18 protein-coding genes are annotated in these 25,632 nt (G+C 66.6%); 13 read left to right on the top strand and 5 right to left on the bottom strand.

What is annotated here, in order from left to right; genetic code table 11:
- Nucleotides 1-4 precede the first annotated feature (4 nt).
- Together EO141_RS01825 and EO141_RS01830 are read left to right on the top strand one after the other, a co-directional pair.
- Complete coding sequence (locus EO141_RS01825) at nucleotides 5-190, top strand: hypothetical protein (RefSeq protein ID WP_127168396.1); 186 nt, start codon at nucleotides 5-7, stop codon at nucleotides 188-190.
- A gap of 338 nt (nucleotides 191-528) precedes the next feature.
- Nucleotides 529-834 carry a hypothetical protein gene (locus EO141_RS01830; protein ID WP_164739019.1) on the top strand — a complete coding sequence of 102 codons (306 nt, stop codon included), beginning with the start codon at nucleotides 529-531 and terminating at the stop codon, nucleotides 832-834.
- Nucleotides 835-1,015: 181 nt separating this feature from the next.
- On the opposite strand, the gene galA is transcribed toward EO141_RS01830, so the two are convergent.
- The 4 genes from galA to EO141_RS01850 form a co-directional block, all read right to left on the bottom strand.
- A complete protein-coding gene (gene galA, locus EO141_RS01835) occupies nucleotides 1,016-3,583 on the bottom strand; it encodes a beta-galactosidase GalA (RefSeq protein ID WP_119128957.1) in 2,568 nt (855 codons plus the stop codon).
- Nucleotides 3,580-4,791 (bottom strand): arabinogalactan endo-1,4-beta-galactosidase, encoded by a 1,212-nt coding sequence (locus EO141_RS01840; RefSeq protein ID WP_119128958.1) that lies wholly within the window; start codon nucleotides 4,789-4,791, stop codon nucleotides 3,580-3,582. The genes galA and EO141_RS01840 overlap by 4 nt, the downstream gene beginning before the upstream one ends.
- A 154-nt stretch (nucleotides 4,792-4,945) precedes the next feature.
- A complete protein-coding gene (locus EO141_RS01845) occupies nucleotides 4,946-7,630 on the bottom strand; it encodes a TonB-dependent receptor (protein ID WP_126971851.1) in 2,685 nt (894 codons plus the stop codon).
- Between the two features lie 372 nt (nucleotides 7,631-8,002).
- A complete protein-coding gene (locus tag EO141_RS01850; RefSeq protein ID WP_127168397.1) occupies nucleotides 8,003-9,388 on the bottom strand; it encodes a short-chain fatty acyl-CoA regulator family protein in 1,386 nt (461 codons plus the stop codon).
- A 123-nt stretch (nucleotides 9,389-9,511) separates the two neighbouring features.
- Between EO141_RS01850 and EO141_RS01855 the strand changes: the two genes are divergently transcribed.
- The 6 genes from EO141_RS01855 to EO141_RS01885 all read left to right on the top strand — a co-directional run bounded on the left by EO141_RS01855 (nucleotide 9,512) and on the right by EO141_RS01885 (nucleotide 17,156).
- Nucleotides 9,512-11,017, top strand: a complete 1,506-nt coding sequence (locus tag EO141_RS01855) for a CoA-acylating methylmalonate-semialdehyde dehydrogenase (RefSeq protein WP_127168398.1) — start codon at nucleotides 9,512-9,514, stop codon at nucleotides 11,015-11,017.
- A 10-nt stretch (nucleotides 11,018-11,027) separates the two neighbouring features.
- Nucleotides 11,028-12,209, top strand: coding sequence for an acyl-CoA dehydrogenase family protein (locus EO141_RS01860; protein WP_127168399.1), 1,182 nt, complete (start codon nucleotides 11,028-11,030; stop codon nucleotides 12,207-12,209).
- Nucleotides 12,206-13,003, top strand: a complete 798-nt coding sequence (locus EO141_RS01865; protein ID WP_127168400.1) for an enoyl-CoA hydratase — start codon at nucleotides 12,206-12,208, stop codon at nucleotides 13,001-13,003. Before EO141_RS01860 ends, EO141_RS01865 begins: the two co-directional genes overlap by 4 nt.
- On the top strand, nucleotides 13,003-14,175 hold the full coding sequence (locus EO141_RS01870) for an enoyl-CoA hydratase/isomerase family protein (protein WP_164739020.1): 1,173 nt from the start codon (nucleotides 13,003-13,005) through the stop codon (nucleotides 14,173-14,175). The genes EO141_RS01865 and EO141_RS01870 overlap by 1 nt, the downstream gene beginning before the upstream one ends.
- Nucleotides 14,176-14,348: 173 nt before the next feature.
- Entirely contained in the window at nucleotides 14,349-15,236 is an 888-nt protein-coding gene (gene mmsB, locus EO141_RS01875) for a 3-hydroxyisobutyrate dehydrogenase (RefSeq protein WP_127168401.1), read from the top strand.
- 951 nt (nucleotides 15,237-16,187) lie between these two features.
- Nucleotides 16,188-17,156: a cation diffusion facilitator family transporter gene (locus tag EO141_RS01885; RefSeq protein WP_127168402.1), complete on the top strand. Its 969-nt coding sequence runs from the start codon at nucleotides 16,188-16,190 to the stop codon at nucleotides 17,154-17,156.
- A 71-nt stretch (nucleotides 17,157-17,227) separates the two neighbouring features.
- On the opposite strand, the gene EO141_RS01890 is transcribed toward EO141_RS01885, so the two are convergent.
- Complete coding sequence (locus EO141_RS01890) at nucleotides 17,228-19,309, bottom strand: 3-hydroxyacyl-CoA dehydrogenase NAD-binding domain-containing protein (RefSeq protein ID WP_127168403.1); 2,082 nt, start codon at nucleotides 19,307-19,309, stop codon at nucleotides 17,228-17,230.
- Nucleotides 19,310-19,544: 235 nt separating this feature from the next.
- On the opposite strand from EO141_RS01890, the gene rpoE reads away from it, so the two are divergent.
- The 5 genes from rpoE to lepB all read left to right on the top strand — a co-directional run bounded on the left by rpoE (nucleotide 19,545) and on the right by lepB (nucleotide 25,621).
- Complete coding sequence (rpoE, locus tag EO141_RS01895; RefSeq protein ID WP_043908138.1) at nucleotides 19,545-20,165, top strand: RNA polymerase sigma factor RpoE; 621 nt, start codon at nucleotides 19,545-19,547, stop codon at nucleotides 20,163-20,165.
- A complete protein-coding gene (locus tag EO141_RS01900; RefSeq protein ID WP_127168404.1) occupies nucleotides 20,162-21,049 on the top strand; it encodes a sigma-E factor negative regulatory protein in 888 nt (295 codons plus the stop codon). Before rpoE ends, EO141_RS01900 begins: the two co-directional genes overlap by 4 nt.
- 109 nt (nucleotides 21,050-21,158) lie before the next feature.
- Nucleotides 21,159-22,739, top strand: a complete 1,581-nt coding sequence (locus EO141_RS01905) for a DegQ family serine endoprotease (RefSeq protein ID WP_115676414.1) — start codon at nucleotides 21,159-21,161, stop codon at nucleotides 22,737-22,739.
- 186 nt (nucleotides 22,740-22,925) lie between these two features.
- Nucleotides 22,926-24,716 carry a translation elongation factor 4 gene (lepA, locus tag EO141_RS01910; RefSeq protein ID WP_161960003.1) on the top strand — a complete coding sequence of 597 codons (1,791 nt, stop codon included), beginning with the start codon at nucleotides 22,926-22,928 and terminating at the stop codon, nucleotides 24,714-24,716.
- 104 nt (nucleotides 24,717-24,820) lie between these two features.
- A complete protein-coding gene (lepB, locus tag EO141_RS01915; RefSeq protein ID WP_011036465.1) occupies nucleotides 24,821-25,621 on the top strand; it encodes a signal peptidase I in 801 nt (266 codons plus the stop codon).
- Nucleotides 25,622-25,632 lie beyond the last annotated feature (11 nt).

Below are 25,632 nucleotides of genomic sequence, written 5' to 3' on the forward strand. Positions count from 1 at the left end.
CCGCGTGACCGGCGACGAAAAAGCCGCGCACCGACAATTCGTGTTTCTGACTGGAGACCCGGAAAGCTCCTATCTTCTGGTCGGTGTCTATCGCGGCACCGAGGTTCTTCTCGGGGGCATCACCGGTGCGCTGCTGCATGTCATGGCCGAGGCCGTTATCCGCCGGATCTTCGATCATGGTCGGCAATGACGGCGTGCGCGCAGCGCCCCCCATGGTCCGGGCAATGAGCGCGGGATGTCGAGCGGCATCGCCTCCGACAATGGCCGCACCTGTGATGCGGACGTCGGGCGCTGCCTGGAGACCGAGGGATTGCGTTTATCGTCGCTGCTGGCGGAAGTGAGCGTGACGTTGTCGCGTTGGGTCCTGCTTGCGCGTCGCGATATGCAAGACCTGCGTGAGGCGGGCCCGCGCGCGCCGCGACACCGGGGAGACGTGTTCGCCGGCACCGGGTCGATGATGGCTGCACATGGCCGTGCCAGCGGAGGCGCTACCGTGTGGGGCACATCACGCAGGCGGTCCGGTCGGGTATGGAACAGAAACAACATGAGTGGATGCAGGCCGTGACCGAGGCGCTCAGCGACCTGCTGGCCGCACGCGTGGCCCAGGCCACGCTGCTGGAAGCGATGATGGTCTCGCATCCCGACCCGGTGATGCTGCGCAAGGCATGGGACGAGTTGGCGTCCCAGCGCATCGCATATGTCGCGCAGAAAAAAGCGGTGGCCGCCGATCCACGGCCGATGGATGCCTACACGCTTGAGCAGTTCCAGGCGTGGGAAGAAAAACTCAGCCGCTACTTTCCGCGTGCGCCGGATGCGGGGAGCGCGGATGCGTAAACCCGTCGGCCAACTTTCCATTCGCGCGACGTAGCCGCGGTGGGCCGGGCGGGCGTGGCCACTGCATGACGCTTGCGCAGGCGGGCGCCAGTGCCGGGAGCCGGTCATGGCTCCCGGGCCTGCGGTCAGTTGGTGCTGACGTGATTTTTGGTGATCAACGCAGCCACTGCTCCGGCTAGCGTCAGGCCACCGATGCGCGCAGCCTGGCCTTGTCGGCATCCAGGCGCAGGGTGGCAGCGGCGAGGCCGGGCGCGGTGGCCTGCAGCACGATGCTGCCGGCACTGCGCGTGCTCTGCAGCAGGGCCGCACAGAGTCCATTGAAGGCCTTGCGTTGCGGCGCCTTGTCGTCCTCGTGGCTGGCAGGGTCGCCGTTGCCTACGCCGATCAACCGCGCCGGGCCGCGCAATGCGAACTGCACCAGCGTATCGGCGGTGGGAACGACGCGGCCCTGTGCATCGACGATTTCCACCTTGACCACCGCCACGTCTTCGGCATCGGCGCGCACTGCATTGCGGTCGCAGCTCAGGCGGATCGCTGCCGGCGTGCCGGCCGTCTCGCGGCGTTCGCTGCGCACCAGTTTGCCGCCGCGATAGCCCCGGGCCTCGATCACGCCGGGTGCGTAGACCACGCGCCATTCGACATGGCCGTACGCAGGGACCTGCTGCAGGCCCTGGCTGACGCCGTTGACCAGCAGTTCCACCGCTTCGAGATTGCTGTGGCACCAGACCGCGACGCGGCCCTTGTCGTCGGGCTGCAGCAGGCCGTCCCAGTTCCAGTGCGGGAACAGATGCAGCACCGGTTCGCCGGTCCATTGCGCGCGGTAGTACCAGTAGTTGTCCTTGGGGAAGCCGCAGCTGTCGAGCACGCCGAACTGCGAGGCGACATTCGGCCAGCGGTTGTAGGGCGTTGGTTCGCCGCGGTAATCGAAGCCGGTCCAGATGAAGCCACCTGCGATAAACGGGCGCTGGGCGACATAGCTCCACCAGGCTTCGGCGGTACTGGCCCACCAGGGGTGGTCGGTGTCGTAGGCGCGGGTGTAGCCGCGCGTGTCGTCGCGCTGGTAGTTGCCGCGCACCGACACGGTGCTTCCGGTTTCGCTGCCATAGATTGGAATGTGGGGGTACTGCGCATGGAAGCCGTCCATCTGGCTGGTGCGGTAGTTGAAGCCGACCACATCCACGACCTGGCCGACGCCATCGCCAAAGCCCTTGTCCATGGCGAAGGTGGTGGGGCGGGTGGGATCGAGCTGACGCACGCGTTGCTGCATGCGGCTGACGATGCGCGCGCCACGCTCGGTGACCTGCTGCGGCTCTTCGTTGCCGAGCGACCACAGGATCACGCTGGGATGATTGCGCCCGCGCCGCACCATCGTCTCCAACTCGCCCATCGCTTCGGGGTCGGTGGACATGCGGCGGGTCTCTTCGATCACCAACATGCCGAGCCGATCGCAGAGTGCGAGCAGTTCGGGCGTGGCCGGATTGTGCGAGCTGCGGTAGGCGTTGCAGCCCATCGACTTGAGCTGGCGCAGGCGCCATTCGTGCAGGCTGTCCGGGATGGCGGTGCCGACGCCGGCGTGATCCTGGTGGTTGTTGGTGCCATGCAGCTTGAGTGGTGCGCCGTTCAACAGGAAGCCGCGTTGTGCGTCGAAGACAGCCGTGCGCACGCCGAACGGCGTGACCACCGCATCGACCGCCTTGCCATCGCTGTGCACGCTGGTGGTCAGGTGGTAGAGCTGCGGGGTGTCGATCGACCACAACGCAGCCTGGCCAAGCGGCAGGGTCTGCTCGACGCGCTGTACCTGGCCGGGTGCAACGGTGACCGTGGCGCTGGCTGCCTGTGCAACGACGCGGCCATCCGGCGCGGTCACGCGCACCTGCACCGTGCATTGGCGCGCGCCGCCGCCATCGTTGCGCACTTCGGTGGACAGCTGCGCGGTGGCGTTGTCGCCGTGCACGGTGCTGCGCACGAACACGCCGTCCTGCGGCAGATGCAGCGGGTCGGTCTTGTGCAGCCACAGATGGCGGTAGATGCCGGCGCCTTCGTAGAACCAGCCTTCGCCCAGCGTGGCATCCACGCGCACGGCGATGAGGTTGGGCTTGCCGTAGTCGAGCACTTCGCTGAGATCGACCTCGAAACCGCAATAGCCGCTGGCATTGCGCCCGACGATGTGGCCGTTGCAGAACACGATGCAGTCGCGGAACACACCGTCGAACACCAGGCTGATGCGCTTGCCCAGATCGCTTGCGGGAATCTGCAGCGTGCGCCGATACCAGCCCACGCTGGTTTCCGGAAAGCTGGTGCCCAGCGGCTTGTAGCCGTGCGCAGCGGCCGGGTCCTCTTCGGTGATGGTGGCCGAGATCGGTTCCTGCCGGAAGGGCAGGGTGACCGCCCAGTCGTGCGGCAGATCCAGCAGTTCCCAGCCACTGTCGTCGAAGGCGAGCTGCGCGGCGGTGGCGGTGTCCTTGCCGGCCTTGGCGAAGCTGCGCTGGAAGGTGCCGAACTCGAAGTCGCGCGACGGGTCGCTGGCGTGACCAAGATGGAAGCGCCAACCGAAGTCGAACAGCAGCCGTTCGCGCGGCGCCAGGGCTGCATCGCCGAGTGCGGCAAGCGGCGTGGCGTTGTCGGCTGCAGCTGGCGCTGCAGCGGCGATGGCGGGCAGCAACGCACCGGCCGTACCGACCGGAAGTGCGGCGCCCACGCCGCTGGCGAGCATGCCGCGCAGCAGTTCGCGGCGATTGATGCCGGTCATGGCTGGGTCCTCCTGCGGGCGTCGGTGGGCTTGCCTGGGGTGATCGACGCAGGCTTGGCTGCTGCAGGCTGACCGGACGCCGGCACGCCGGTATACGGGTGACGCATGAAGTCGATCGCCGGCAGCACGTCATTGGCGTGCTTGAAGTCGAAGAAGCTGGCGTTTTCCCACGACGAGCCGGTGCCCCAGCGCGTCTTGCAGCTGCTGCTGGTCCATGCCGGCTCCCAGTACACGACGCCGGCGCCGCCGGTGTCGATCACCAGTTGGGTGAGGTCGACCATGTAGCGGAACTGGCCCTGCGGGGTGGCCGGGTAGCCGGCAATCAGCGAATCCTCGCCGAGCAGGTTGTGCGAGGTGTCGCCGGGCTCCAGCGTCCACGGATAGGCGGTTTCCACCACCACCACATCGGTGTCGTATCGGCCGCGCAGGCGCTTGATGGTCTTGCCCAGCTCGGCCATCGACTGGGTCGACCATTTGCGGTAGTAGCTGATGCCGATCAGGTCGTAGTCGGTGACGCCGGCCTTGGTGGCTGCGGCAAACCACGGCTCCACATTCTCCGGCTGGGCGATATGCAGCATCACCCGCGGCTTGATCGTGGAGCGTGCGCCGATGTCGCGTACCGCCTTGATGCCGGCGTTGAACAGCTTGGCGTTGCGCTGCCAGTCGATGGGGCGCTTTTTGTCCCATGGCTGGCTGTCCATCAGATCGGAATTGCTTTCGTTGCCGACCTGCACCAGCTCCGGCATCAGGCCAGCACGGTCGAGCGCGCTGAGCGTGTCATAGGTGAAACCGTACAGCGTGCGCGCCAGTTCATCGGTATCGGTGATGCTGGCCCAGGCCTTGGGAATCAGCTGTTTTTCGCCATCGGCCCAGTCGTCGGAATAGTGCAGGTCCAGCAGCACCTGCATACCCTGCGCACGTGCGCGCGCGATGGTCTTCTTGACGTCGGACAGGTCGCTGTAGCGGGTCCAGCGGGCATCGTTCCACAACCGCACGCGCACCAGGTTGGCGCCGTGCGCATGGAACAGTTCGAATGGGTCCTTGACCACGCCGTTCTCGCGGTATTGCACGCCGCATTCCTCCATCTCGTTGACGTAGGACAGGTCTGCGCCCAGATACAGCGTGGCGGGGGCCGGGGCGGCGTGTGCGAAGGTGGAGATGGCCAGCGCGAGCAGCGCGGGTGTCCAGAGGCGACGTGTGGAGCGCATGCAATTCCTCGACAGATAGAGCGCGGAGCGGTGACAGCCTGCCGCAGGCGGCGGTGCCGTCGTGCGGTCGGTGCGCAATCGCACCGCTGCTGACGGAGACGATTGCGCACCGCCCGCAGCTGTGGAGCAGTCGTGCAGCGGAAGTCAGCGACGCTTAGAACTTGTAGGTCGCTTCCAGCGAGTAGCGACGGCCAAACACCTGGTAGCCGCCGTCGTCCTGGTTGGCCAGGCGGTTGGGCTTGTTGTCGGTATAGGCGCGCAGCGGTTCGTTGGTGAGGTTGCCGGCCTGGAAGCGGAAGCCAAGCTGCTTGCTGTACTGCCAGTTCAGGCTCAGATCCACCGTGCCTTCGCTCTGCAGCCGTGCCAGGCGCGCCGCATTCCAGCCATACACCACGGTGTAGGGGCTGTGGTACTTGTAACCCACGCGCGCTTCGAAGCTGCCGTTGCTGTACCACAGGTCGAAGGTGCCGGTCTTGCGTGCCAGCCCGCTCAACGGCAGCGGGTTGTTCTCCGGCGAGAATTCCTTGAGGTTGGAATCGACCAGCGAGAAGTTGGAATAGACGCCGAAGTTTTCCATGTGCGGGATGAAGTAGAACGGCGTCTGGAAGGTGAGTTCTAAGCCGTTGATATGCCCGCCACCGCCGTTGAACGGGGCGCTGACCAGGTAATCCAGGCCGTTGATCACCTCACGGTCGGTGCGGTAGCCGATGCTGGAATCCACTTCCTTGCGGTACACGGCCAGTGCGGCGAGCGCTTCCTTGTGGAAGTACCACTCGTAGGACAGGTCGACCTGGGTGGCCTTGAACGGATCCAGCTGCGGATTGCCGCCGCTGCCGGTGAGCTGGCCGATGGTGACGTTGGGGTCGTCCAGGCGCCGGCCGGTGCGCAACTCGTCCAGCGGCGGACGCGCGATGACCTTGGCCACCGCAAAGCGCAGGATGCGTTGATCGTCGATCAGGAAGTTGACGGTGGCACTGGGCAACACGTCGGTGTATTCCTTGCGGTCGCTGCTTGCCTGCACGGTGGTGCCGACCGAATCGAAGCCATCGCTGGTGGTCTTGGTGTTGACCAGGCGCACGCCGATGTTGCCGGTGACATCAGTGCCGAACAGTTGCGAGCTGAAGACCGCCTTGGCGAAGGCTTCGCGCACGTCTTCCTTGACGTTCCAGTGGTCCAGCAACTGCTCGTTGAGCGTGGCCGGGTCGAAACCGCCGAAGCCGATCTCGGCGATGGCATCCATGTTGCCGCCGGTCAGCGTGGGCACGTTCAAGTCCGGCATGGTGACCGGGTAGATCAGGCCCTGATAGGCCGAGATCGGCTGGTCATAGCCGGACTGGTTGCTGATGAAGCGGCGGTTCTGCTTCTCACGGCGCGCGGCACGTGCGCCGAACTCCAGCGAAGTGAAGGCGGCTGCATCGATCGAGCGGCTGGCGTTGAGCGCCAGCGCGGCGATCTTGTCGCGCAGCCCCTGCGGCTCGGTCTGGCCGGCGATGCCCCATTCGGGCGTATCCGAGCTGGTGCGGATGGTGGGGGTGACGCTGCGGCGGAAATCGAACGAGACGGTGTCCGGATTGCTGCCGAAGCGCACCGCCTGCCAGGTGTTGTCGCGCTTGGCCTGCGAGAACGACAGGTCGCTGCCCAGCGTCCACACATCGCCGCTCCACTTGGCGTTCAGGCCGCCGGCGGTGAGCGTCTTGACCTCGTTGTAGTGGCTGACCACATGGTCGACCTGCAGGTTCGAATTGGCCAGCGTGCCGGCCACCACATCGCCATCGACGATGGTGTAGGACGAGCCCGGCGTGGTGTACGGATTGGCGCCGGTCGAGAAGGTGCTGTAGGCCAGGCCGTTGAACCAGTTCTGCAACTGGTCTTCGTCGATCTCGATACGCGAGTACAGGCCGTCGAACTTCAATTCGAAGTTGCCCGAGCGCCATTGCACGGTGCCCATCGCACCGGTGCGGGTCTGGTCGGTCAGCTTCAGCTGGTCGGCCGCGCCGAACGGAGTCGGGTCCACGGTCCCGTCGCCATCCACATCGCGCGAGGTGGTGGCATCGGTATAGCCCCAGCTGCCGATCGAGGAGTTGGAATTCTTCTGCTTCTGGTAGGTGGCGCCCAGCGCAACGGCCAGATTGTCGTTGATCTGGTGCACCCAGCTGGCGCCGAAGCGGCTGCCCCACGGGGTGTAGCCATCCACGTCCTTGGCGTGGTCGTAGAACACCGGGCCGGCGGTGCCGACAAAGCCCGGGCCGGTGTAGTCCAGCGGGCTGATGGTGGAGATGTCCACCGTTGCCGCGAGACCGCCGGCGACCAGGTCCGCCGACTGGGTCTTGTAGACCTTGACGGTGGAGACGATCTCGGTGGGAAACACTTCCCAGCGCACCGCGCGATTGGGCTCGGAGGAGGCGATCTCGCGTCCGTTGACGGTCCCCATGGTCATGCGCGGGCCAAGGCCGCGCACGGTGGCCAGGCTCTCGTTGCCGCGGTCGCGGGTGCCGTTGACGCCGGGCAGGCGCACCAGCGCTTCGGCCACGGTGACGTTGGGCATCTGCCCCATGTTGTCTGCGGAGATCACTTCCATGACGTGATCGGACATCTGCTTGGCCTGCACCGCCTGATTCAGGCTGGCGCGCTGGCCGATCACGGTGACGTTGTCGAGCGTGACCGGCGGCGCAGCCGCGGTGCTGGTGTCGGTGGCCGGCGCTGCGGCAGGCGCGCTGTCCTGCGCGTGTGCACTGAAGGCGGTGGCCAGCACGCAGGCGATGGTGGTGCAGAGGACGTCGCGCACGGGTGTGCGGCGCAGGCGCCGGCTGGCCGGGTGGCCGGTGTGGTGAACGGGCATCGTTTGATCCCTCCCAGGACAAAGTTACCGAATGAAATAGTGGCCGCTGGTGCGGCGCTCTGGCGCGGCTGCGCGCGGGTGCTGCGTCCGGCGCGGGCATGGCGGTTGCTGCGGTATTGCGGTGTGAAGCCGATTGGTCGTTTGCGTGACGCTGTGACGATCGTCGATCGCCCTGGCGTCCCCCTGTCCTGCATGTGTCCGCTTCAGGGTAGAAGCGCAAGTCATTCCATTCCAATGAAGCATTTTGCGTGAGCTATCTCGCGTTGGAATGCTGCACTGCAGCGGTAGCGTCTGGTTCGTCACCGTTGCGGCGTGAGTTGCAGGCGCCGGGCAGTGACGTGCCTGGTCGATGCGACGGGCTCTGGTCCCGGGTCAGCGCGTGCTGGCAGACAACCGCGGCAATGCCGGAAATGCGCGCTGCACGCAGTCGTTGCGTTCGCAGGTCAGGCAGCCGGGGCCGATCGGTACCGCATCGTCCACCGCATCCAGGTCCCAGCCGCGCGCATACACCAGCTGATCGGCATGGCGCAGGTCGCACCCCATCGCCAGCGCAAAGGTCTTGCGCGGGCGGCCATAGCCCGGCGCGCCGCTGCTGACCTGGCGCGCCAGCCAGAAATAGCGCCGGCCATCGGGCATGCGCGCGATCTGGGTGAGGATGCGGTCGGGCTGGTTGAAGGCCTCGTAGACGATCCACAGCGGGCAGGCGCCGCCGACATGCGAGAAATGGAAGTCGGTGGCCGAATGGCGCTTGGACACATTGCCGGCACGATCGACCCGCATGAAGAAGATCGGCAGCCCGGCCGCGCCGCGCCGCTGCAAGGTGCTGAGCCGGTGGCAGACCGCCTCGAAGCCGACGCCGAAGCGATCGGCCAGCCATTCGATGTCGTAGCGCGAGCGCTGGGCGCTGCGCAGGAATTCGCCGTACGGCATCACCAGGGCGCCGGCGAAATAGTTCGACAAGCCAATGCGCGAGAGTGCAATGCGCTCGGCATCCTCGAAGCCGGCATCGGCGATGCGTGCGTCCAGCAGCGGTGCGCATTCCAGCAAGGCCAGTTGCGCGGCCATCTGGAAGGCCTGCTGGCCGGGGCGCAGATGCGCCGGCAGCCACAGCACGCGCGCCTGCGTATCCACGCTGCGCTTGTCGCTGTGCAGATCGGGCGCGTCCTGCACCAGCAGGCCGTGGCGGTCGGCCAGGCGTTGGCGCAGCCGCAGCGGCAGGTTGTCGGAGGTCAGGCCGAGTTCGGCATATAGCGCCTCGGCGCGCTCATCCAGTTCCGGCAGATAGTTGTGCGCGCGATTGAAGTAGTCGCGCACCTGCTCGCCCGGCGACAGCGAGGGCAGCGCGGCGTGGTCGGCGCCGATCTGTATTTCCAGCGCGGCGTTGCGCTCGAGCAGGTGCTGGTGGGCGCGGTGCAGGTCCAGCAGGGCCTGGGCCACCTGCGGCAGATTGCCGGTGAGCACACGCAGCTCGGCGGCCGACAGGCTGTGGCCCAGGCTGCGCAGCGATTCGTCCAGCGGCTCGACCAGCGCGGCCGGGTCGTCCAGGTCGAGCAGGCCGTCGAGATCGCCCAGGGTGGCCTTGAGCCGTTGCTGGATCGCCAGGGTCAAGGGGCGCTGGTTGCGCTCGATCTGGTTGAGGTAGCTCGGCGACAGGCCGAGCCGGCGCGCCAGCTCGGCCTGGGTCAGGCCGTGGCGCTGGCGCAGCCGTTGCAGGCGCAGGCCGAGCTGGTGACGGAGCGGGAGCTGCGACTGGGGCATTCGCAAGATTCGCAAAAGAGTGGCGGCAGCTTAGCGCGATTAAGCAGTCTCGGGCTGGGAAAGCCAGCTTGCGCTGCGAACAATGCGAAGTATCTGCATTGATCTTCTGCGAGCGAACCTGCAATGAGTGATTCCGTCCCGCGCGTGTCCCTGTTGATCGACGGCCAGTTCGTCACCTCCGCCAGCACCCAGTGGCAGGAGGTGGTCAACCCGGCCGATCAATCCGTGCTGGCGCAGGTGCCGTTCGCCACCACCGGCGAAGTGGACGCGGCGGTGGCTGCGGCCAGCCAGGCGTTCGTGAGCTGGCGCAAGACCCCGATCGGCACGCGCGCGCGCATCTTTCTGAAGTACCAGCAGTTGATCCGCGAGCACCTGCCCGAGCTGGCCGCGTTGCTGAGTGCCGAGCAGGGCAAGACCCTGGCCGATGCCGAGGGCGATGTGTTCCGTGGGCTGGAGGTGGTCGAACACGCCGCGGCGATCGGCAACCTGCAGCTGGGCGAGCTGGCCAACAACGTCGCCAACGGCGTGGACACCTATAGCCTGCTGCAGCCGCTGGGCGTGTGCGCGGGCATCACCCCGTTCAACTTCCCGGCGATGATTCCGTTGTGGATGTTTCCGATGGCCATTGCCACCGGCAACACCTTCGTCCTCAAGCCATCCGAGCAGGACCCGATGGTGACGATGCGGCTGGTGGAACTGGCGCTGGAGGCGGGCATTCCCAAGGGCGTGCTCAATGTCGTGCATGGCGGCGAGGACGTGGTCAACGCGCTGTGCGACCACCCGGACATCAAGGCGCTGTCGTTCGTGGGCTCGACCAGGGTCGGCACGCACGTCTATCGGCGCGCCTCGCTGGCCGGCAAGCGCGTGCAATGCATGATGGGTGCGAAAAATCATGCCGTGGTGCTGCCGGACGCCAATCAGGAACAGACGCTCAATGCGATGGTCGGCGCCGCCTTCGGTGCGGCCGGCCAACGCTGCATGGCGGCGTCCACGCTGGTGCTGGTGGGCGAGGCGCGGCAATGGATTCCGGCGCTGGTGGCCAAGGCCAGGGGCCTGAAGCTGGGCGCGGGCAATGCGCCGGGCACCGAGGTCGGGCCGTTGATCTCCTGCGCGGCGCGCGCACGCGTGGAAGGCCTGATCGCCTCCGGCGTGGAGCAGGGCGCCACGCTGGAGCTGGATGGTCGCGCGCCCAGCGTGCCGGGGTTCGAGCAAGGCAACTTCGTCGGCCCGACGATCTTTTCCGGGGTCAAGCCCGGCATGCGCATCTACGACGAGGAAATCTTCGGCCCGGTGCTGGTGATCCTGGAGGCCGCCACGCTGGATGACGCCATCGCCCTGGTCAATGCCAATCCCAACGGCAATGGCACCGCGTTGTTCACCCAGTCCGGCGCGGCGGCGCGGCGTTTCCAGGAGGACATCGATGTGGGCCAGGTCGGCATCAACGTGCCGATTCCGGTGCCGGTGCCGCTGTTTTCCTTCACCGGCTCGCGTGCCTCCAAGCTCGGCGACCTGGGCCCGTACGGCAAGCAGGTGGTGATGTTCTACACCCAGACCAAGACCGTGACCGCGCGCTGGTTCGACGACGAGACGCTGGGCCACGGCGTCAACACCACCATCTCCCTCAAGTGACCTGATCGCCATGAATGCAGCCATCCAGCTACACGCCAATACGGCCGATTTGAATGACGAGCAGGAAGCGTTCCGCGCCGCTGCGCGCGACTTCGCCGACAAGGAACTCGCCCCGCACGCCGCGCGCTGGGATGCGGAAAGCCACTTCCCGCGCGAGGCCATCGCCAAGGCGGCCGAGCTGGGCTTTTGCGGGCTGTATACCGATGAAGGCGTGGGCGGCCTGGGCATGCGCCGTCTCGATGCTGCGGTGGTGTTCGAGGAACTGGCCACGGTCGATCCGTCCACGTCGGCGTTCATCAGCATCCACAACATGGCCACCTGGTTGATCGCCAGCTACGGTAATGACGCGGTGCGCGCGCAATGGGGCGAGGCGATGACCAGCGGCGTCAAGCTGGGCTCGTACTGTCTGACCGAGCCGGGCGCCGGCTCGGACGCGGCCTCACTCAAGACCCGCGCACAGCGCGATGGCGACAGCTACGTGCTCAACGGCAGCAAAGCCTTCATTTCCGGCGCGGGCGCCACCGATGTGCTGGTGGTGATGGCCCGCACCGGCGACGACGGCGCCCGTGGCATCAGCGCCTTCGTGGTGCCTGCCGATGCGCCCGGCATCAGCTACGGCCGCAAGGAAGAGAAGATGGGCTGGAACAGCCAGCCCACGCGCGGGGTGAGCTTCGAGAACGTGCGCATTCCGGCCGGCAATCTGCTCGGCAAGGAAGGCGAGGGCTTCAAGATGGCGATGAAGGCGCTGGACGGTGGCCGCATCAATATCGCGGCCTGTTCGTTGGGCGCGGCGCAAGGCGCGCTGGATGCCGCGCGTCGCTACATGGGCGAGCGCCGTCAGTTCGGCAAGAAGCTGGCCGATTTCCAGGCCCTGCAGTTCAAGCTGGCCGACATGGCCACGCAGTTGGTTGCCGCCCGGCAGATGGTGCACACCGCTGCGCGCAAGCTCGATGCCGGCAGCCACGATGCCACCGTGTGGTGCGCGATGGCCAAGCGCTTCGCCACCGATGCCGGTTTCGCGATCTGCGACGACGCCCTGCAGATCCACGGCGGCTACGGCTATATCCGCGAGTATCCGATCGAGCGCCTGCTGCGCGACAGCCGCGTGCACCGTATCCTGGAAGGCACCAACGAGGTGATGCGCATGATCATTGCGCGCCACCTGCTCAACGGCGAGGAGGAACTGCGATGAGCGATTGGGAAACACGCGCGCATACCGGCTTGCAGGTCGAACGCGATGGTCATGTCGCCATCGTCACCTTGTGTAATCCGCCGGCCAATACCTGGACCGTGCACAGCCTTGCAGCCTTGCGCGATCTGGTGCACGCGCTGGATGCGGACCGCAGCATCTACGCGCTGGTGATCACCGGCGACGGCGAGAAGTTCTTCAGCGCCGGCGCTGATCTCAAGCAGTTTGCCGATGGCGACAAGGCCAATGCGCGCGCCGCGGCGCGGCGGTTCGGCGAAGCCTTCGAAGCGCTGAGCGCGTTTCGCGGCGTGTCGATCGCGGCCATCAACGGCTATGCGATGGGCGGTGGCCTGGAGTGCGCACTGGCCTGCGATCTGCGCATTGCCGAGCAACACGCGCAACTGGCCTTGCCGGAAGCCAGCGTCGGGTTGCTGCCGTGCGCCGGCGGTACCCAGAACCTGCCGCGCCTGGTTGGCGAGGGCTGGGCCAAGCGCATGATCCTGCTCGGTGAACGTCTGGATGCCGCCACTGCACAGCGGATCGGCCTGGTGGAAGAGGTGGTCGGCAAGGGCGAGTCACGTGCGCATGCCATCGCCTGGGCACAGCGCGCCGGCAAGCAGAGCCCGGCCAGTGTCGCAGCGTGCAAGCGCCTGGTGCAGTCCACCCGCCATGGCACCCATGCCGCCGCGCTGGTGGCAGAGCGCGAGGCCTTCGTCGACCTGTTCGAGCAGCCCGATCAGGCCGAGGGAGTGGCAGCCTTTCTGGAAAAGCGCGTACCGCAGTGGAGCAATGGCTGATGCTGGATGTGCGCCCAACCGAAGACGCGCCGGTGCTGTTCGAGCAACGTCATTGCGCCGACGGGCACCGCATCGGCATCGCCACCTTGAATGCGCCCAGGACGCTCAACGGCCTGTCGTTGCAGATGACGCGCCTGCTGGATATACAGCTGCGCGCCTGGGCCGACGATGCGCAAATTGCCTGCGTGGTGTTGCGCGGCGCAGGCGAGAAAGCGTTCTGCGCGGGCGGCGACCTGCATGGGCTGTACCAGAGCATGCGTGCGCATCGCGAGGCGGTGCCGGATGCGCAGCAGCGTCGCGCGCAGCCGCAAGCCAATACGCATGCCGCTGCGTTCTTCGAAGAGGAATATCGGCTCGACCATCGCATCCACACCTATCCCAAGCCCCTGCTGTGCTGGGGCCACGGCATCGTGATGGGCGGCGGCATCGGCTTGATGTCCGGTGCCAGCCATCGCGTGGTCACCGAGCGCTCGCGGCTGGCGATGCCGGAGATCAGTGTCGGCCTATTTCCCGATGTCGGCGGCAGCTGGTTGCTGCGCCGGGTGCCGCACGCTGCCGGGTTGTTTCTGGCACTGACCGGTGCGCCGCTGGATGCCAGCGATGCGATCTATGCCGGGCTTGCGGATGTCCGCCTGGAGCATGCGCAATACGGGCCAGTGCTGGAAGCCTTGAGCGCGCATGCCTGGACAGGCGATGCAGATGAGGATCGCGCCCAGCTCGGCGCGTTCCTGCACGGGATTGCGCAACCGCTGGAGCCGGGCCCACTGCAGGTGCATGCGGCCTTGATCGCGCAATTGGTGGCAGGCCGGACGCTACAGGAGGTGGTCGCTGCAATCCTGGCACTGCAAAGCGAGGACGCCTGGCTGCAGGCCGCGCGCGCAACGCTGGCAGCCGGTGCCCCCGGCTCGGCGCGCCTGGCCTGGGAGCTGCACCATCATCCGGAAACCGGCGCGTTGGCGGAGACCTTTCGCACCGAGTACGTGGTGGCGCTGCATGCGGCCGCCCACGGCGATTTTGCCGAAGGCATTCGCGCGCTGTTGATCGACAAGGACCGCACGCCACAGTGGCAGCCTGCCGAACTGGAACAGGCCGATGCGCAATGGGCGGCTGCATTCCTGCAATCGCCCTGGCCGGCTGCTCGGCATCCGCTTGCCGATCTTGGTGCAGGTTGAGTCGCTGACACGCCGCTGCGAACGGTCTTTGGCGGATGCGGACAATGAGCCGCATCCGCACTGCAGGACCAAGGGATGCCATTGCACCCGTTTGCCGCGCTGCGCTGCGGCCGGGCACACCATTCAACGGCCGCGCCAATCGGTGATGGCCACCCAACCCTGGAAACCACACCATGAGCAAGATCGCTTTTATCGGCCTGGGCAACATGGGCGGGCCGATGGCCGCCAACCTGAGCAAGGCCGGGCACCAGCTGCGGGTGTTCGATCTGGTGCCCGCCGCGCTGGATGCCGCGGTCGCCGCCGGCGCGCATGCCGCCAGCTCCGCGCACGACACCCTGGCCGACGCCGAGATCGTGATCTCGATGCTGCCGGCCAGCCGCCATGTCGAAGCGCTGTACCTGGGCGAGGCCGGCATCCTGGCGCAGATTCCTGCCGCTGCCCTGGTGATCGAGTGCAGCACCATCGCACCGGCCAGCGCACGCAAACTGGCCGCCGAGGCGCAGGCGCGTGGCCTGGCGATGCTGGATGCGCCGGTGTCCGGCGGTACCGCTGGCGCGGCGGCCGGCAGCCTGACGTTTATCGTCGGTGGCGCTGCAGAGGTGCTGGAGCGTGCGCGGCCGGTGTTGCAGGCGATGGGCAAGAACATCTTCCACGTCGGCGACAACGGCGCCGGCCAGGTCGCCAAACTGTGCAACAACATGGCACTGGGCGTGATCATGGCCGCCACCGGCGAGGCACTGGCGCTCGGCGTTGCACAGGGCCTGGACCCGGCGGTGCTGTCGCAGATGATGGCGGTCAGCACCGGGCGCAGCTGGGCCACCGAAGTCTGCAATCCGTGGCCGGGCGTGCTGCCCAACGCGCCGGCATCGCGCGGTTACAGCGGCGGATTCGGCAACGATCTGATGCTCAAGGACCTGGGGCTGGTCGCCGAATCCGCAGTGCAGGCGGGCGTGTCGATTCCGCTCGGCGAGCTGGCGCGCAATCTGTATGCGATGAACCGCCAGGCCGGCAACGGCGCGCTGGATTTTTCCAGCGTGATCAAGCTGGTGGCCAAGGTTTGAGAGCGGCTAACAAAGCGTCTATGCCCACCGCCGAGTGGGCGTAGACGGCGTTGTAACGCGCCTCTGTCTTGATGGGTGATCGATCGGGGGAATGCGTCGGGTGCAGAGTGGGTGCTCTGCGGCTTTGCTGCAGGGCCCTTGCCCGCCCACCATCGCGGGACACGCCGCAAGTACGTCCCTGTAGGCTCCGGCGCGGCATCCATGCCGCTCAGGGTCCCGCGACGATGAGCGGGCAAGGGCCAGTGGAGAGGGTCGGTGTGCATGGCAAGAGCCGTGCTGGAGGCGCCTTTTGCTCGATCATGAAGCATCGGCTCCAGGTCTGATGCACGCCGCACGAGAGACAGCTTTTCAGATGAGCATCGACCGACTGTCTGGTGCGGTGTCCTTGCCGGTTGCGGGACCGTGTGGCGGCATGGATGCCGCCACCGAGCCCCAGGGATGGGTTTACGGCGTGTCCCGCGAGCGGTAAGGGCACCGCGCACTCGACGCTGCGAGCTGGCTGCACGGCCCTTGCCCGCCCCCCTCGCGGGACACGCCGCAAGTACGTCCATGTAGGCTCCGGCGCGGCATCCATGCCGCTCAGGGTCCCGCGACGGTGGGCGGGCAAGGACCAGTCACGATGGTCGGTACGCATGGTTGCAAGTAGGGGCAGGCAGTGCATGCAGCGCAGCTGTCCGATGAGGTGCGGTCTGATCAGCCTCTTTCTATCCGAGCAATCTCACTGCCAATACGACATCACTTCACACGCTAACGAAAGCGAGGGTGGCCGATACCTTGCCGCCATCGCTGCAGCGTTGGAGGGGTTTTGTTAAACACTCCAGGTGGCTACCCGTCCTGGGCAATAACGTGCAGTCCCACATTCGCGTGATGTGATGTCATCACGCCTGGGTGTAATAGTCTCCGCCATCGCGTGCGCCTAAGGTGCGCGCATCGCACGAGGCTACCGCATCCATGGGACACGACCACAACCACGCACCCAGCGAAATCCGCCACGAGACACCGCTATGGTGGGCGCTGGGGCTCACCGCCACGTTCCTGTTGGCGGAAGTCATTGGTGCGTTCATCACCAACAGCCTGGCGCTGTTGTCTGACGCCGCACATATGGCCACCGACACCGTGGGCCTGATGATCGCCCTGCTTGCCGTGCGCCTGAGCCGTCGCCCTGCCGATGCGCGCCGCACCTATGGCTATGTGCGGCTGGAAGCGCTCGGCGCGCTGGCGAACGGTGCGCTGCTGTTCGCGGTCGGCGCTTACATCCTGTGGGAGGCCGCGCAGCGCTTTCGCGCGCCGCAGGATATTTCCTCCAGCGGCATGCTGTTGATCGCCGGCTTCGGCCTGGTGATCAATCTGATTGCCATGAAGCTGCTGCACGCCGGCAGCGGCGAGAGCCTGAACGTCAAGGGCGCCTACCTGGAAGTCTGGAGCGACATGCTCGGCTCGGTGGCGGTGATCATCGGCGCGCTGCTGATCCGCTGGACCGGCTGGCAATGGATCGACCCGGTGCTGGCCGTGCTGATCGGCCTGTGGGTGCTGCCGCGCACCTGGGTGCTGCTGCGCGAGGCGATCAATGTGCTGCTGGAAGGTGTTCCCAAAGGCATTGATCTGCCGCAGGTGCAGCAGGCGCTGGCCAGCTACCCCGGCGTCGAGGACGTGCACGACCTGCACGTCTGGGCACTGGCCTCCAGCACGCCTGCGCTCACCGCACACGTGGTGGTCGGCGAAACCATCGACCGCGACCGCCTGCGCGACGCCCTCGCCGAGCTGCTGCACGCGCGCTTCGAGATCTCCCACGTCACCTTGCAGGTGGAGAGCGGCGACTGCGGCACCGAGCCGTGTGGCACGCTCCTGGCCACGCAAGGCTCTGCGGACGATAACCCTCAAGAACACCCGCATGCGCATGGCGCGCATCATCATCACTGATGGGTGAGTCTGGTGCTCCAAACAAGAAGGCCGCCAATGGCGGCCTTCTTGTTATCGGGGCTGCGAAAAAGTCACGCCACCGGCTCACGCAACAACGGCGACTGCCAGCCCGGGCGCGGTGCGAAACGCTCGCCATGGCGCGCCTGCAGAGCCAGCAGGCGTTCCAGCAACGCGTTGGCGCCGACACTGCGGATGTGCTGGATCGGGCCGCCTCGGAACGGCGCAAAGCCGGTGCCGAAGATCACACCCGCATCGAGCAGGTCCGCATCGGCCACCACGCCGTCGTGCAGGCAGGCGACCGCTTCGTTGAGCAACGGCAGGATCAGGCGATCTTCCAAGTCTGCCGGCACCGCGTAGCCGCTGGCGACCTCGGGCTTGACCGCGCGCCCGTTCTCCCACTTGTACAAACCCTGGCCGTCCTTCTTGCCGCGCTTGCCCGGCTCCACGGTGGCCAGTGCCGCGGGAATCGGCAGGTGCAGGAAGGGCGCGAGCTCTGCGCCCACACCGGCGGCGACATCCAGCCCCACCGTATCGATCAGTTCGATCGGCCCCATCGGCATGCCGAACTTGACCGCCGTCTTGTCCAGCACCGGGCCCGGCACGCCCTCGGCATACGCGGTGGCCGCTTCGAGCAGGTACGGGAACAGCACGCGATTGACCAGGAAGCCCGGTGTGCCGGCCACCGGTACCGGGAACTTGTCCAGCGCCTTGCAGAATGCCGCCAGGCGCGCCACGTTGGCCGGATCCAGCCCGTCGTGCTGCACGATTTCCACCAGCGGCATCATGGACACCGGATTGAAGTAGTGCAGGCCGGCAAATTGCGCCGGGCGCTGGAGATGGCCGCGCAACTCGGTCAGCGGAATCGACGAGGTATTGGTGGTCAGCAATGCATCTGGCTTGAGCTGTGGCTCGACGGACTGGTACAGCTCGCGCTTGGCCTGCGGGTTCTCGATGATCGCTTCGATCACCAGGTCCGCCTGGGCCACGCCCGCACCGGCCAGGTCGCCGCGCAGGCGTGCGGCCACTGCCGGCCGCTTGGCCTCGTCCTTGACACGCTTGGCGAACAACTCGCCGCCACGGCCCAGTGCGGTGTCGATGAAGCGCTGCTCGCGATCCTGCAGCGTCACCTCGAAGCCCTTGTAGGCCGCCCAGGCCGCGATATCGCCGCCCATCACGCCGGCACCGACCACATGCACATGGCGAATCGGGGGCAAGGCCGCAGCGCCGGCGTCCTTGCCGCCCAGCGCCTTCAGGCGCTCGGTGAGAAAGAAGATGCGGATCAGGTTGCGTGCGGTCGGCGTACTGGCAAGCTTGACCACCGCCTTGCGCTCGGCCGCCAGGCGCGCCTGGATGCCGCTGCCGCCGGCACGTTCCCACACGTTGATCAAGGCGTAGGGCGCCGGGTAATGCTCCTTGCGCGCCTTGCGTGCGACCTGCTTGCGCATCTGCGGCGCCAGCAACTTGCGCGCGAGCAGGGTATTGGTGGCCCATGCGGTGGCGCGCTGCTTGAACGGACGTTTGCTGCCGGTGAGCGCCAGCGCGGCGGCGACATCGACCAGCACCGCCGGCGCGGCGACCTTGTCGACCAGGCCCATGGCGCGTGCGGCCTTGGCCGCGACGGTGCGGCCGGTCAGCATCAAATCCATCGCTGCCGGCGCACCGATCAGGCGCGGCAAACGGGCGCTGCCGCCCCAGCCGGGAAAGATGCCGAGCTTGGTTTCCGGCAGGCCGATGCGGGTGCCGGCATCGTCGGAGGCCACGCGATACCGGCACGCCAGCGCGATCTCGGTGCCGCCACCCATGCAGAATCCGTGGATCGCCGCGACCGTGGGGCAGGGCAGCTCGGCCAGCTTCTGAAAGACGTTCTGGCCACGATGGATCGCATCGTTGACGGTGCCCTTGCGGTCGAACTCCTGGAATTCCTTCAGGTCGGCGCCGGCGATGAAGCCGTTGGGCTTGCCCGAGCGCAGCACCACGCCCTTGGGCGGGTCCAGCGCCAGGCGTTCGACCAGCGCGCCCAGTTCGAGCAGCACCTCCTGCGAAAATGCGTTGACCGGTGCGCCCTGGCGATCAAGGCTGAGCACGACCACGCCGTCCTCGCGCAGCTCGGCCTGCCAATGGCTGAATCGGAGCCCGTCGAAACCTGGAAGCATGCGTCTGGCCGTCCGGAGATATAAGGAAAGGTCGTTATCATCCAGAGGTTGTTTCCTTCACGTCAAATACCCATACCTGTCGGCAGGGCGACGCGCGCCTGGTGCGAGGCGTCGCCAGTGGCGCATCGGTGCAGCTAGCCTGTTGCGTGACGATCGTACGGATCGGTATGAACTTTTCCCTTCAATGGTTGTCTCATTGCCCGACTTCGGTGGGCTGACAGGAGTGCGGCCCGACATGGCCGAAGTCGATACACCTCAGGAGCTTGACCTGGAACTGGTCCGGCGTGTGCAGCGCGGCGAGAGCGCAGCGTTCGATGTGCTGGTGCGCAAATACCAGCACCGCATCGTTGCGTTGATCGGGCGCTACATCGCCGATTGGAGCGAATGCCAGGACGTGGCCCAGGACACGTTTGTGCGCGCCTACCGGGCGATCAACAGTTTCCGCGGCGACTCGCAGTTCTATACCTGGCTACACCGCATTGCCGTCAACACTGCCAAGAACCATCTGGTTGCGCACAACCGCCGTCCGCCCACCGACGATATCGAGATCAGCGATGCCGAACAGTTCGATGGTGCCACCCGCTTGCGCGACACCGACACCCCGGAGCGTGAACTGATGCGACAGGAGCTGGAACAAACGGTGATGCGCGCGGTCCAAGCCCTGCCGGAAGAGCTCCGGTCGGCCATCACCCTGCGCGAGGTGGATGGGCTGAGCTACGACGAAATCGCGCGAAAGATGGATTGCCCGATCGGAACGGTGCGCTCGCGCATCTTCCGGGCGCGCGAGGCCATCGACATCGAGCTGCGGCCTCTGCTGGAGACCGAAAGCGCTACCCGTGAGCGACACCGTGTATGAGCCATAACCCTGCCATGTCCACTACCGACAAGTTCGAGCGTCACTACCGCCAGCAGCTGTCTGCGCTGGTGGATGGCGAATTGAGCGCCGACGAGTCGCGCTTTTTGCTGCGCCGCCTGGCCCACGACGAAGAACTGGCCGGCTGCCACGAACGCTGGCAGCTGTGCGGCGATGTGCTGCGTGGTGCGGCGAGCGCGCCGGCACCGCTGGATTTTGCCGCGCGCGTGCGCAGTGCCATCGCCGATGAGCCGGTGCCGCAGGCGCAGCCATCCACGCGTCCGGCGGCGCGCTGGCGCTGGGGTGGTGGCGCGGCGATTGCGGCATCGGTCGCGGCGATCGCCTTGTTCATGGCGCGCGAGCGCTTGCCGGAGACGGCAGCGCCTGCCACGCAGGTCCCGGTGTTCGCCACCGTGGCACAGCTGCCTGCCACCGCGCAGGCTCCCACCACGCCCGTGGCGCCGAAGGGGCCGGCCGAGCCTGGCCCGGCCGCCCCCGACGAGGTCGCCGCGCTGGCCGCAGCGGTGCCGGCTGCCGCGCTGGCATCGGCTCGCCGTGGCGCGGCCACGCGCAACCAACAGGTCGCCCGCAGCGTCGCGGCGCGGCAGCAGCAGGCGCCAGCCCGCGCGCTGGCATCCGCTGCTCCCGCCCCGGCGGCCGCCACGGCCGTTGCGGCGCCATCGAATCCGTTCACGCATCCGGATACCACCCTGCAGGCGCGCCCGTGGCCGCGTGCGGCGCTGTCCGGTTCCGGCGACAGTCCGCTCAATGCCAGCTTCCGCCAAGGCGGCCAAGGCACCGCGTTCTATCCGTTCGAGCCCGCGCCGCAGGGTGTTGCCAGCCCTGCGCCAAGCCGGCCGCTGCCGGTGCAGCCGCCGCAGGATTGATACCGCCGCCGCTCTTCATCCGTTCGGCGCTTCCCCTTCCGTTATCGTGCCGGACCCCTGCAACGGCAGGGGCTTTGGCCCCTGTCGCCCTGCCATCGGAGGCAACCTGATGAACCACCGCATTCGCACCCAGATGTTCGGCCTGATCGCCATGACCTTGCCGCTGGCCGCCTGCGCGCAGCAGTCCGCGCCCGCTGCCAAGGACGTTGCCCCGATTGCCGCCAACCGCAGCGCCACGCCGGCGCCGCAGCTGGTGGCCGGGTTGCCGGACTTCACCAATCTGGTCGAGCAGGTCGGCCCGGGCGTGGTCAATATCGAAACCACCATCACCCGCAAGGACGCCATGGCGCGCCAGCGGCGCGGTGGTCCGGGTGGGCAGGACGGCGGCGCGATGCCCGGCGACGAGCAGATGCCGGAATTCTTCCGTCGCTTCTTCGGGCCGGATTTCCAGATGCCGGGCGGGCCGCGCCAGGGGCCGGGCCAGGGCGGCGATGACGATGGCGGCATCGCCGGCAAGTCGATGGGTTCGGGCTTCATCATTTCGGCCGACGGCTATGTGCTGACCAATCACCACGTGGTCGATGGCGCCAGCGAGGTCACCGTCAAGCTGACCGACCGCCGCGAGTTCAAGGCCAAGGTGGTCGGCAGCGACGAGCAGTTCGACGTGGCGTTGCTCAAGATCGACGCCAAGGGCCTGCCGACGGTGCGCCTGGGCGATTCCAACACGCTCAAGCCGGGCCAGTGGGTGGTGGCGATCGGCTCGCCGTTCGGCCTGGACCACTCGGTCACTGCCGGCATCGTCAGTGCGACCGGGCGCAGCAATCCGTATGCGGATCAGCGCTACGTGCCCTTCATCCAGACCGACGTGGCGATCAACCAGGGCAACTCCGGTGGCCCCTTGCTCAACACGCGAGGCGAGGTGGTCGGCATCAATTCGCAGATCTTCTCCGCCTCGGGCGGCTACATGGGGATCAGCTTCGCGATCCCGATCGACCTGGCCTTCAGCGCTGCCGAGCAGATCAAGGCCACCGGCCACGTGAGCCGCGGCATGCTGGGCGTGGCGGTCGGCCCGATCGACTCGCTCAAGGCGCAGGGCCTGGGCCTGCCGGATACGCGCGGCGCGCTGGTCAACGACATCCCGCCCGGTAGCCCCGCCGCCAAGGCCGGGATCGAGGTGGGCGATGTGATCCGCGCGGTCAACGGCAAGCCGATCGATGTCGCCAGCGACCTGCCGCCGATGATCGGGTTGATGGCGCCGGGTACCAAGGTCAACCTGGACGTGCTGCGCGATGGCAAGCCGCGCAAGGTGGCGGTCACCCTGACGACGCTGGACAACCCGGCCGGCAACGCCGCACCGCGCACCGCTGCCGACGACGCCAAGCCCGGCGCACCGGCCAGCGTGGAGCTGCTCGGCCTGCAGGTGGCCGATCTGACCGCCGTCGAGCGCAGCCGCCTGGGCCTGGAAGCAGGCGAGGGCGTGCGCATCGCCTCGGTGACCGGCGCGGCAGCACGCAGCACCCAGCCGCCGTTGTCGCCGGGTCTGGTCATCGCCCGCGTCGGCCGCACCAAGGTCGGCAGCGTCGCCGACCTCAACCGCGCCCTGTCCAGCTACAAGAAGGGCGACGTGGTCATGCTGCTGGTCACCGATGGCAAGGCGACCAGTTATGTGGCCTTGAAGGCCGGCGGCTGAGGGAGGAGTGGAGAATCGGGAATCGGGAATGGCAAGAGCGGCTCTTCGAGGTGAGAGCTCGCCTGGCTTTTCCGATTCCCCACTCCCGATTCCCAATTCTCGGCCCCGCGGGGCCGTGGCGTGCGATAATGCTGCGTTACCCTGACGACGGCACCGCCGGCGCCCACCTCAATGTCCTCTGATTCAATGCGGAATATCCGCAACTTCTCCATCATCGCCCACGTCGACCACGGCAAATCCACCCTGGCCGACCGGATCATCCAGCTGTGCGGCGGCCTGCAGGCGCGCGAGATGGAGGCCCAGGTGCTCGACTCCAACCCGATCGAGCGCGAACGCGGCATCACCATCAAGGCGCAGTCGGTGTCCCTGCCGTATACGGCCAAGGACGGGCAGGTCTACCACCTGAACTTCATCGACACCCCCGGGCATGTGGACTTCTCCTACGAGGTCAGCCGCTCGCTGGCCGCGTGCGAAGGCGCGCTGCTGGTGGTGGATGCGGCCCAGGGCGTGGAAGCGCAGTCGGTGGCCAACTGCTACACCGCGGTGGAGCAGGGCCTGGAAGTGGTGCCGGTGCTCAACAAGATCGACCTGCCCACCGCCGACATCGAGCGTGCCAAGGCCGAGATCGAGGCGGTGATCGGCATCGATGCCGAGGACGCGGTGGCGGTCAGCGCCAAGACCGGTCTGAACATCGATCTGGTGCTGGAAGCGATCGTGCAGCGGATTCCGCCGCCCACCCCCCGCGACACCGACAAGCTGCAGGCGCTGATCATCGACTCGTGGTTCGACAACTACCTGGGCGTGGTCTCGCTGGTGCGCGTGATGCAGGGCGAGATCAAGCCGGGCAGCAAGATCCTGGTGATGTCCACCGGCCGCACCCATCTGGTCGACAAGGTCGGCGTGTTCACGCCCAAGCGCAAGGAGCTTGCCGCGCTGGGCGCCGGCGAAGTGGGCTGGATCAACGCCTCGATCAAGGATGTGCACGGCGCGCCGGTCGGCGACACCCTGACCCTGGCGGCCGACCCGGCGCCGCATGCATTGCCCGGTTTCCAGGAAATGCAGCCGCGCGTGTTCGCCGGCCTGTTTCCGGTCGATGCCGAGGACTACCCGGATCTGCGCGAGGCGCTGGACAAGCTGCGCCTGAACGATGCGGCGCTGCGCTTCGAGCCGGAAAGCTCCGAAGCGATGGGCTTCGGCTTCCGTTGCGGCTTCCTCGGCATGCTGCATATGGAGATCGTGCAGGAGCGGCTGGAGCGCGAGTACAACCTCAACCTGATCTCGACCGCGCCGACCGTGGTCTACGAAGTGCTCAAGACCGACGGCAGCATCGTCCCGATGGACAATCCATCCAAGCTGCCGCCGCTCAACAACGTCGAAGAGATCCGCGAGCCGATCATCCGCGCCAACATCCTCACCCCGCCCGATTACGTCGGCAACATCATCACCTTGTGCGAAGAAAAGCGCGGCACCCAGATCGGCATCAACTACCTGGGCAGCCAGGTGCAGATCAGCTACGAGCTGCCGATGGCCGAAGTGGTGCTGGATTTCTTCGACAAGCTCAAGTCGGTCTCGCGCGGCTACGCCTCGCTGGATTACCACTTCCTGCGTTTCGATGCCGGCCCGTTCGTGCGCGTGGATACGCTGATCAATGGCGACAAGGTCGATGCGCTGTCGATCATCGTGCACCGCAGCTATGCCGACCGGCGCGGCCGCGAACTGTGCGAAAAGATGAAGGACCTGATCCCGCGGCAGATGTTCGACGTGGCGATCCAGGCCGCCGTGGGCTCGCAAATCATCTCGCGCTCCACGGTCAAGGCGATGCGCAAGAACGTGCTGGCCAAGTGCTATGGTGGCGACGTTTCGCGCAAGAAAAAGCTGCTCGAAAAGCAGAAGGAAGGCAAGAAGCGCATGAAGCAGGTCGGCCGCGTGGAGATTCCGCAGGAAGCCTTCCTGGCTGTCTTGCAGATGGATAAGTAGCTGGGAATGGTAAATCGGGAATCGGGAATCGTAAGGGCGCGAGTGCTCCTGCTGTTCCCATTCCCCATTCTCGATTCTCGATTCCCTTTCCGAAAGGAACATCAATGAAATGGTTTGAAATCGCCCTGGTTGTGCTGACGCTGGGCACCGGCTTCATCTGGCTGCTGGACAAGCTGTTCCTGGCCAAGCGCCGCGCTGCACGTGCCGGTCTGCTGGACAGCGAGCCGGCGATCATCGATTACTCGCGCGCCTTCTTTCCGGTGCTGGCGGTGGTGTTGATCCTGCGCAGTTTCGTGGCCGAGCCGTACAAGATTCCGTCCAGTTCGATGATGCCCAACCTGCTGATCGGCGACTTCATCCTGGTCAACAAGTTCGCCTACGGCTTCCGTCTGCCGATCACCAATACCAAGTTCATTCCGACCGGCGAGCCCAAGCGCGGCGACGTGGTGGTGTTCAAGCCGCCGCATGCGCCCGACCAGAACTGGATCAAGCGCGTGGTGGGTCTGCCGGGCGACAAGATCGGCTTCCACGGCGATACGCTGTACATCAACGACAAGCCGATGCGTTACACGGTCAAGGGCGAGTACATCGGCAAGGGCAAGGGCGCCGAGATGACCGGCACCACCTTGCTGGTCGAGGACTTGCCGGGCCGGACGCACACCGTGCTGGAGTGGGTCGACCGCAACATGCCGGCCGGGCAGGGCGACTGGACCGTGCCGGCGGACAGCTATTTCGTGATGGGGGATAATCGCGACAACAGCGAAGACAGCCGGTTCTGGACCCAGACGCACTTCCTGCCGGAGGCCAACCTGCGCGGCAAGGCGTTCCTGATCTGGCTCAATTGCGAAGGATGGTTCTGCAAGGGGAGTTTCGATCCGTCGCGGATCGGGACCGGAATCCAGTAATGCACGCACGG

Origin of the sequence: Xanthomonas sp. BRIP62415 (assembly GCF_003993515.1) — a bacterium.
In the GTDB taxonomy this organism is placed as follows: Bacteria; Pseudomonadota; Gammaproteobacteria; order Xanthomonadales; family Xanthomonadaceae; genus Xanthomonas; species Xanthomonas euroxanthea.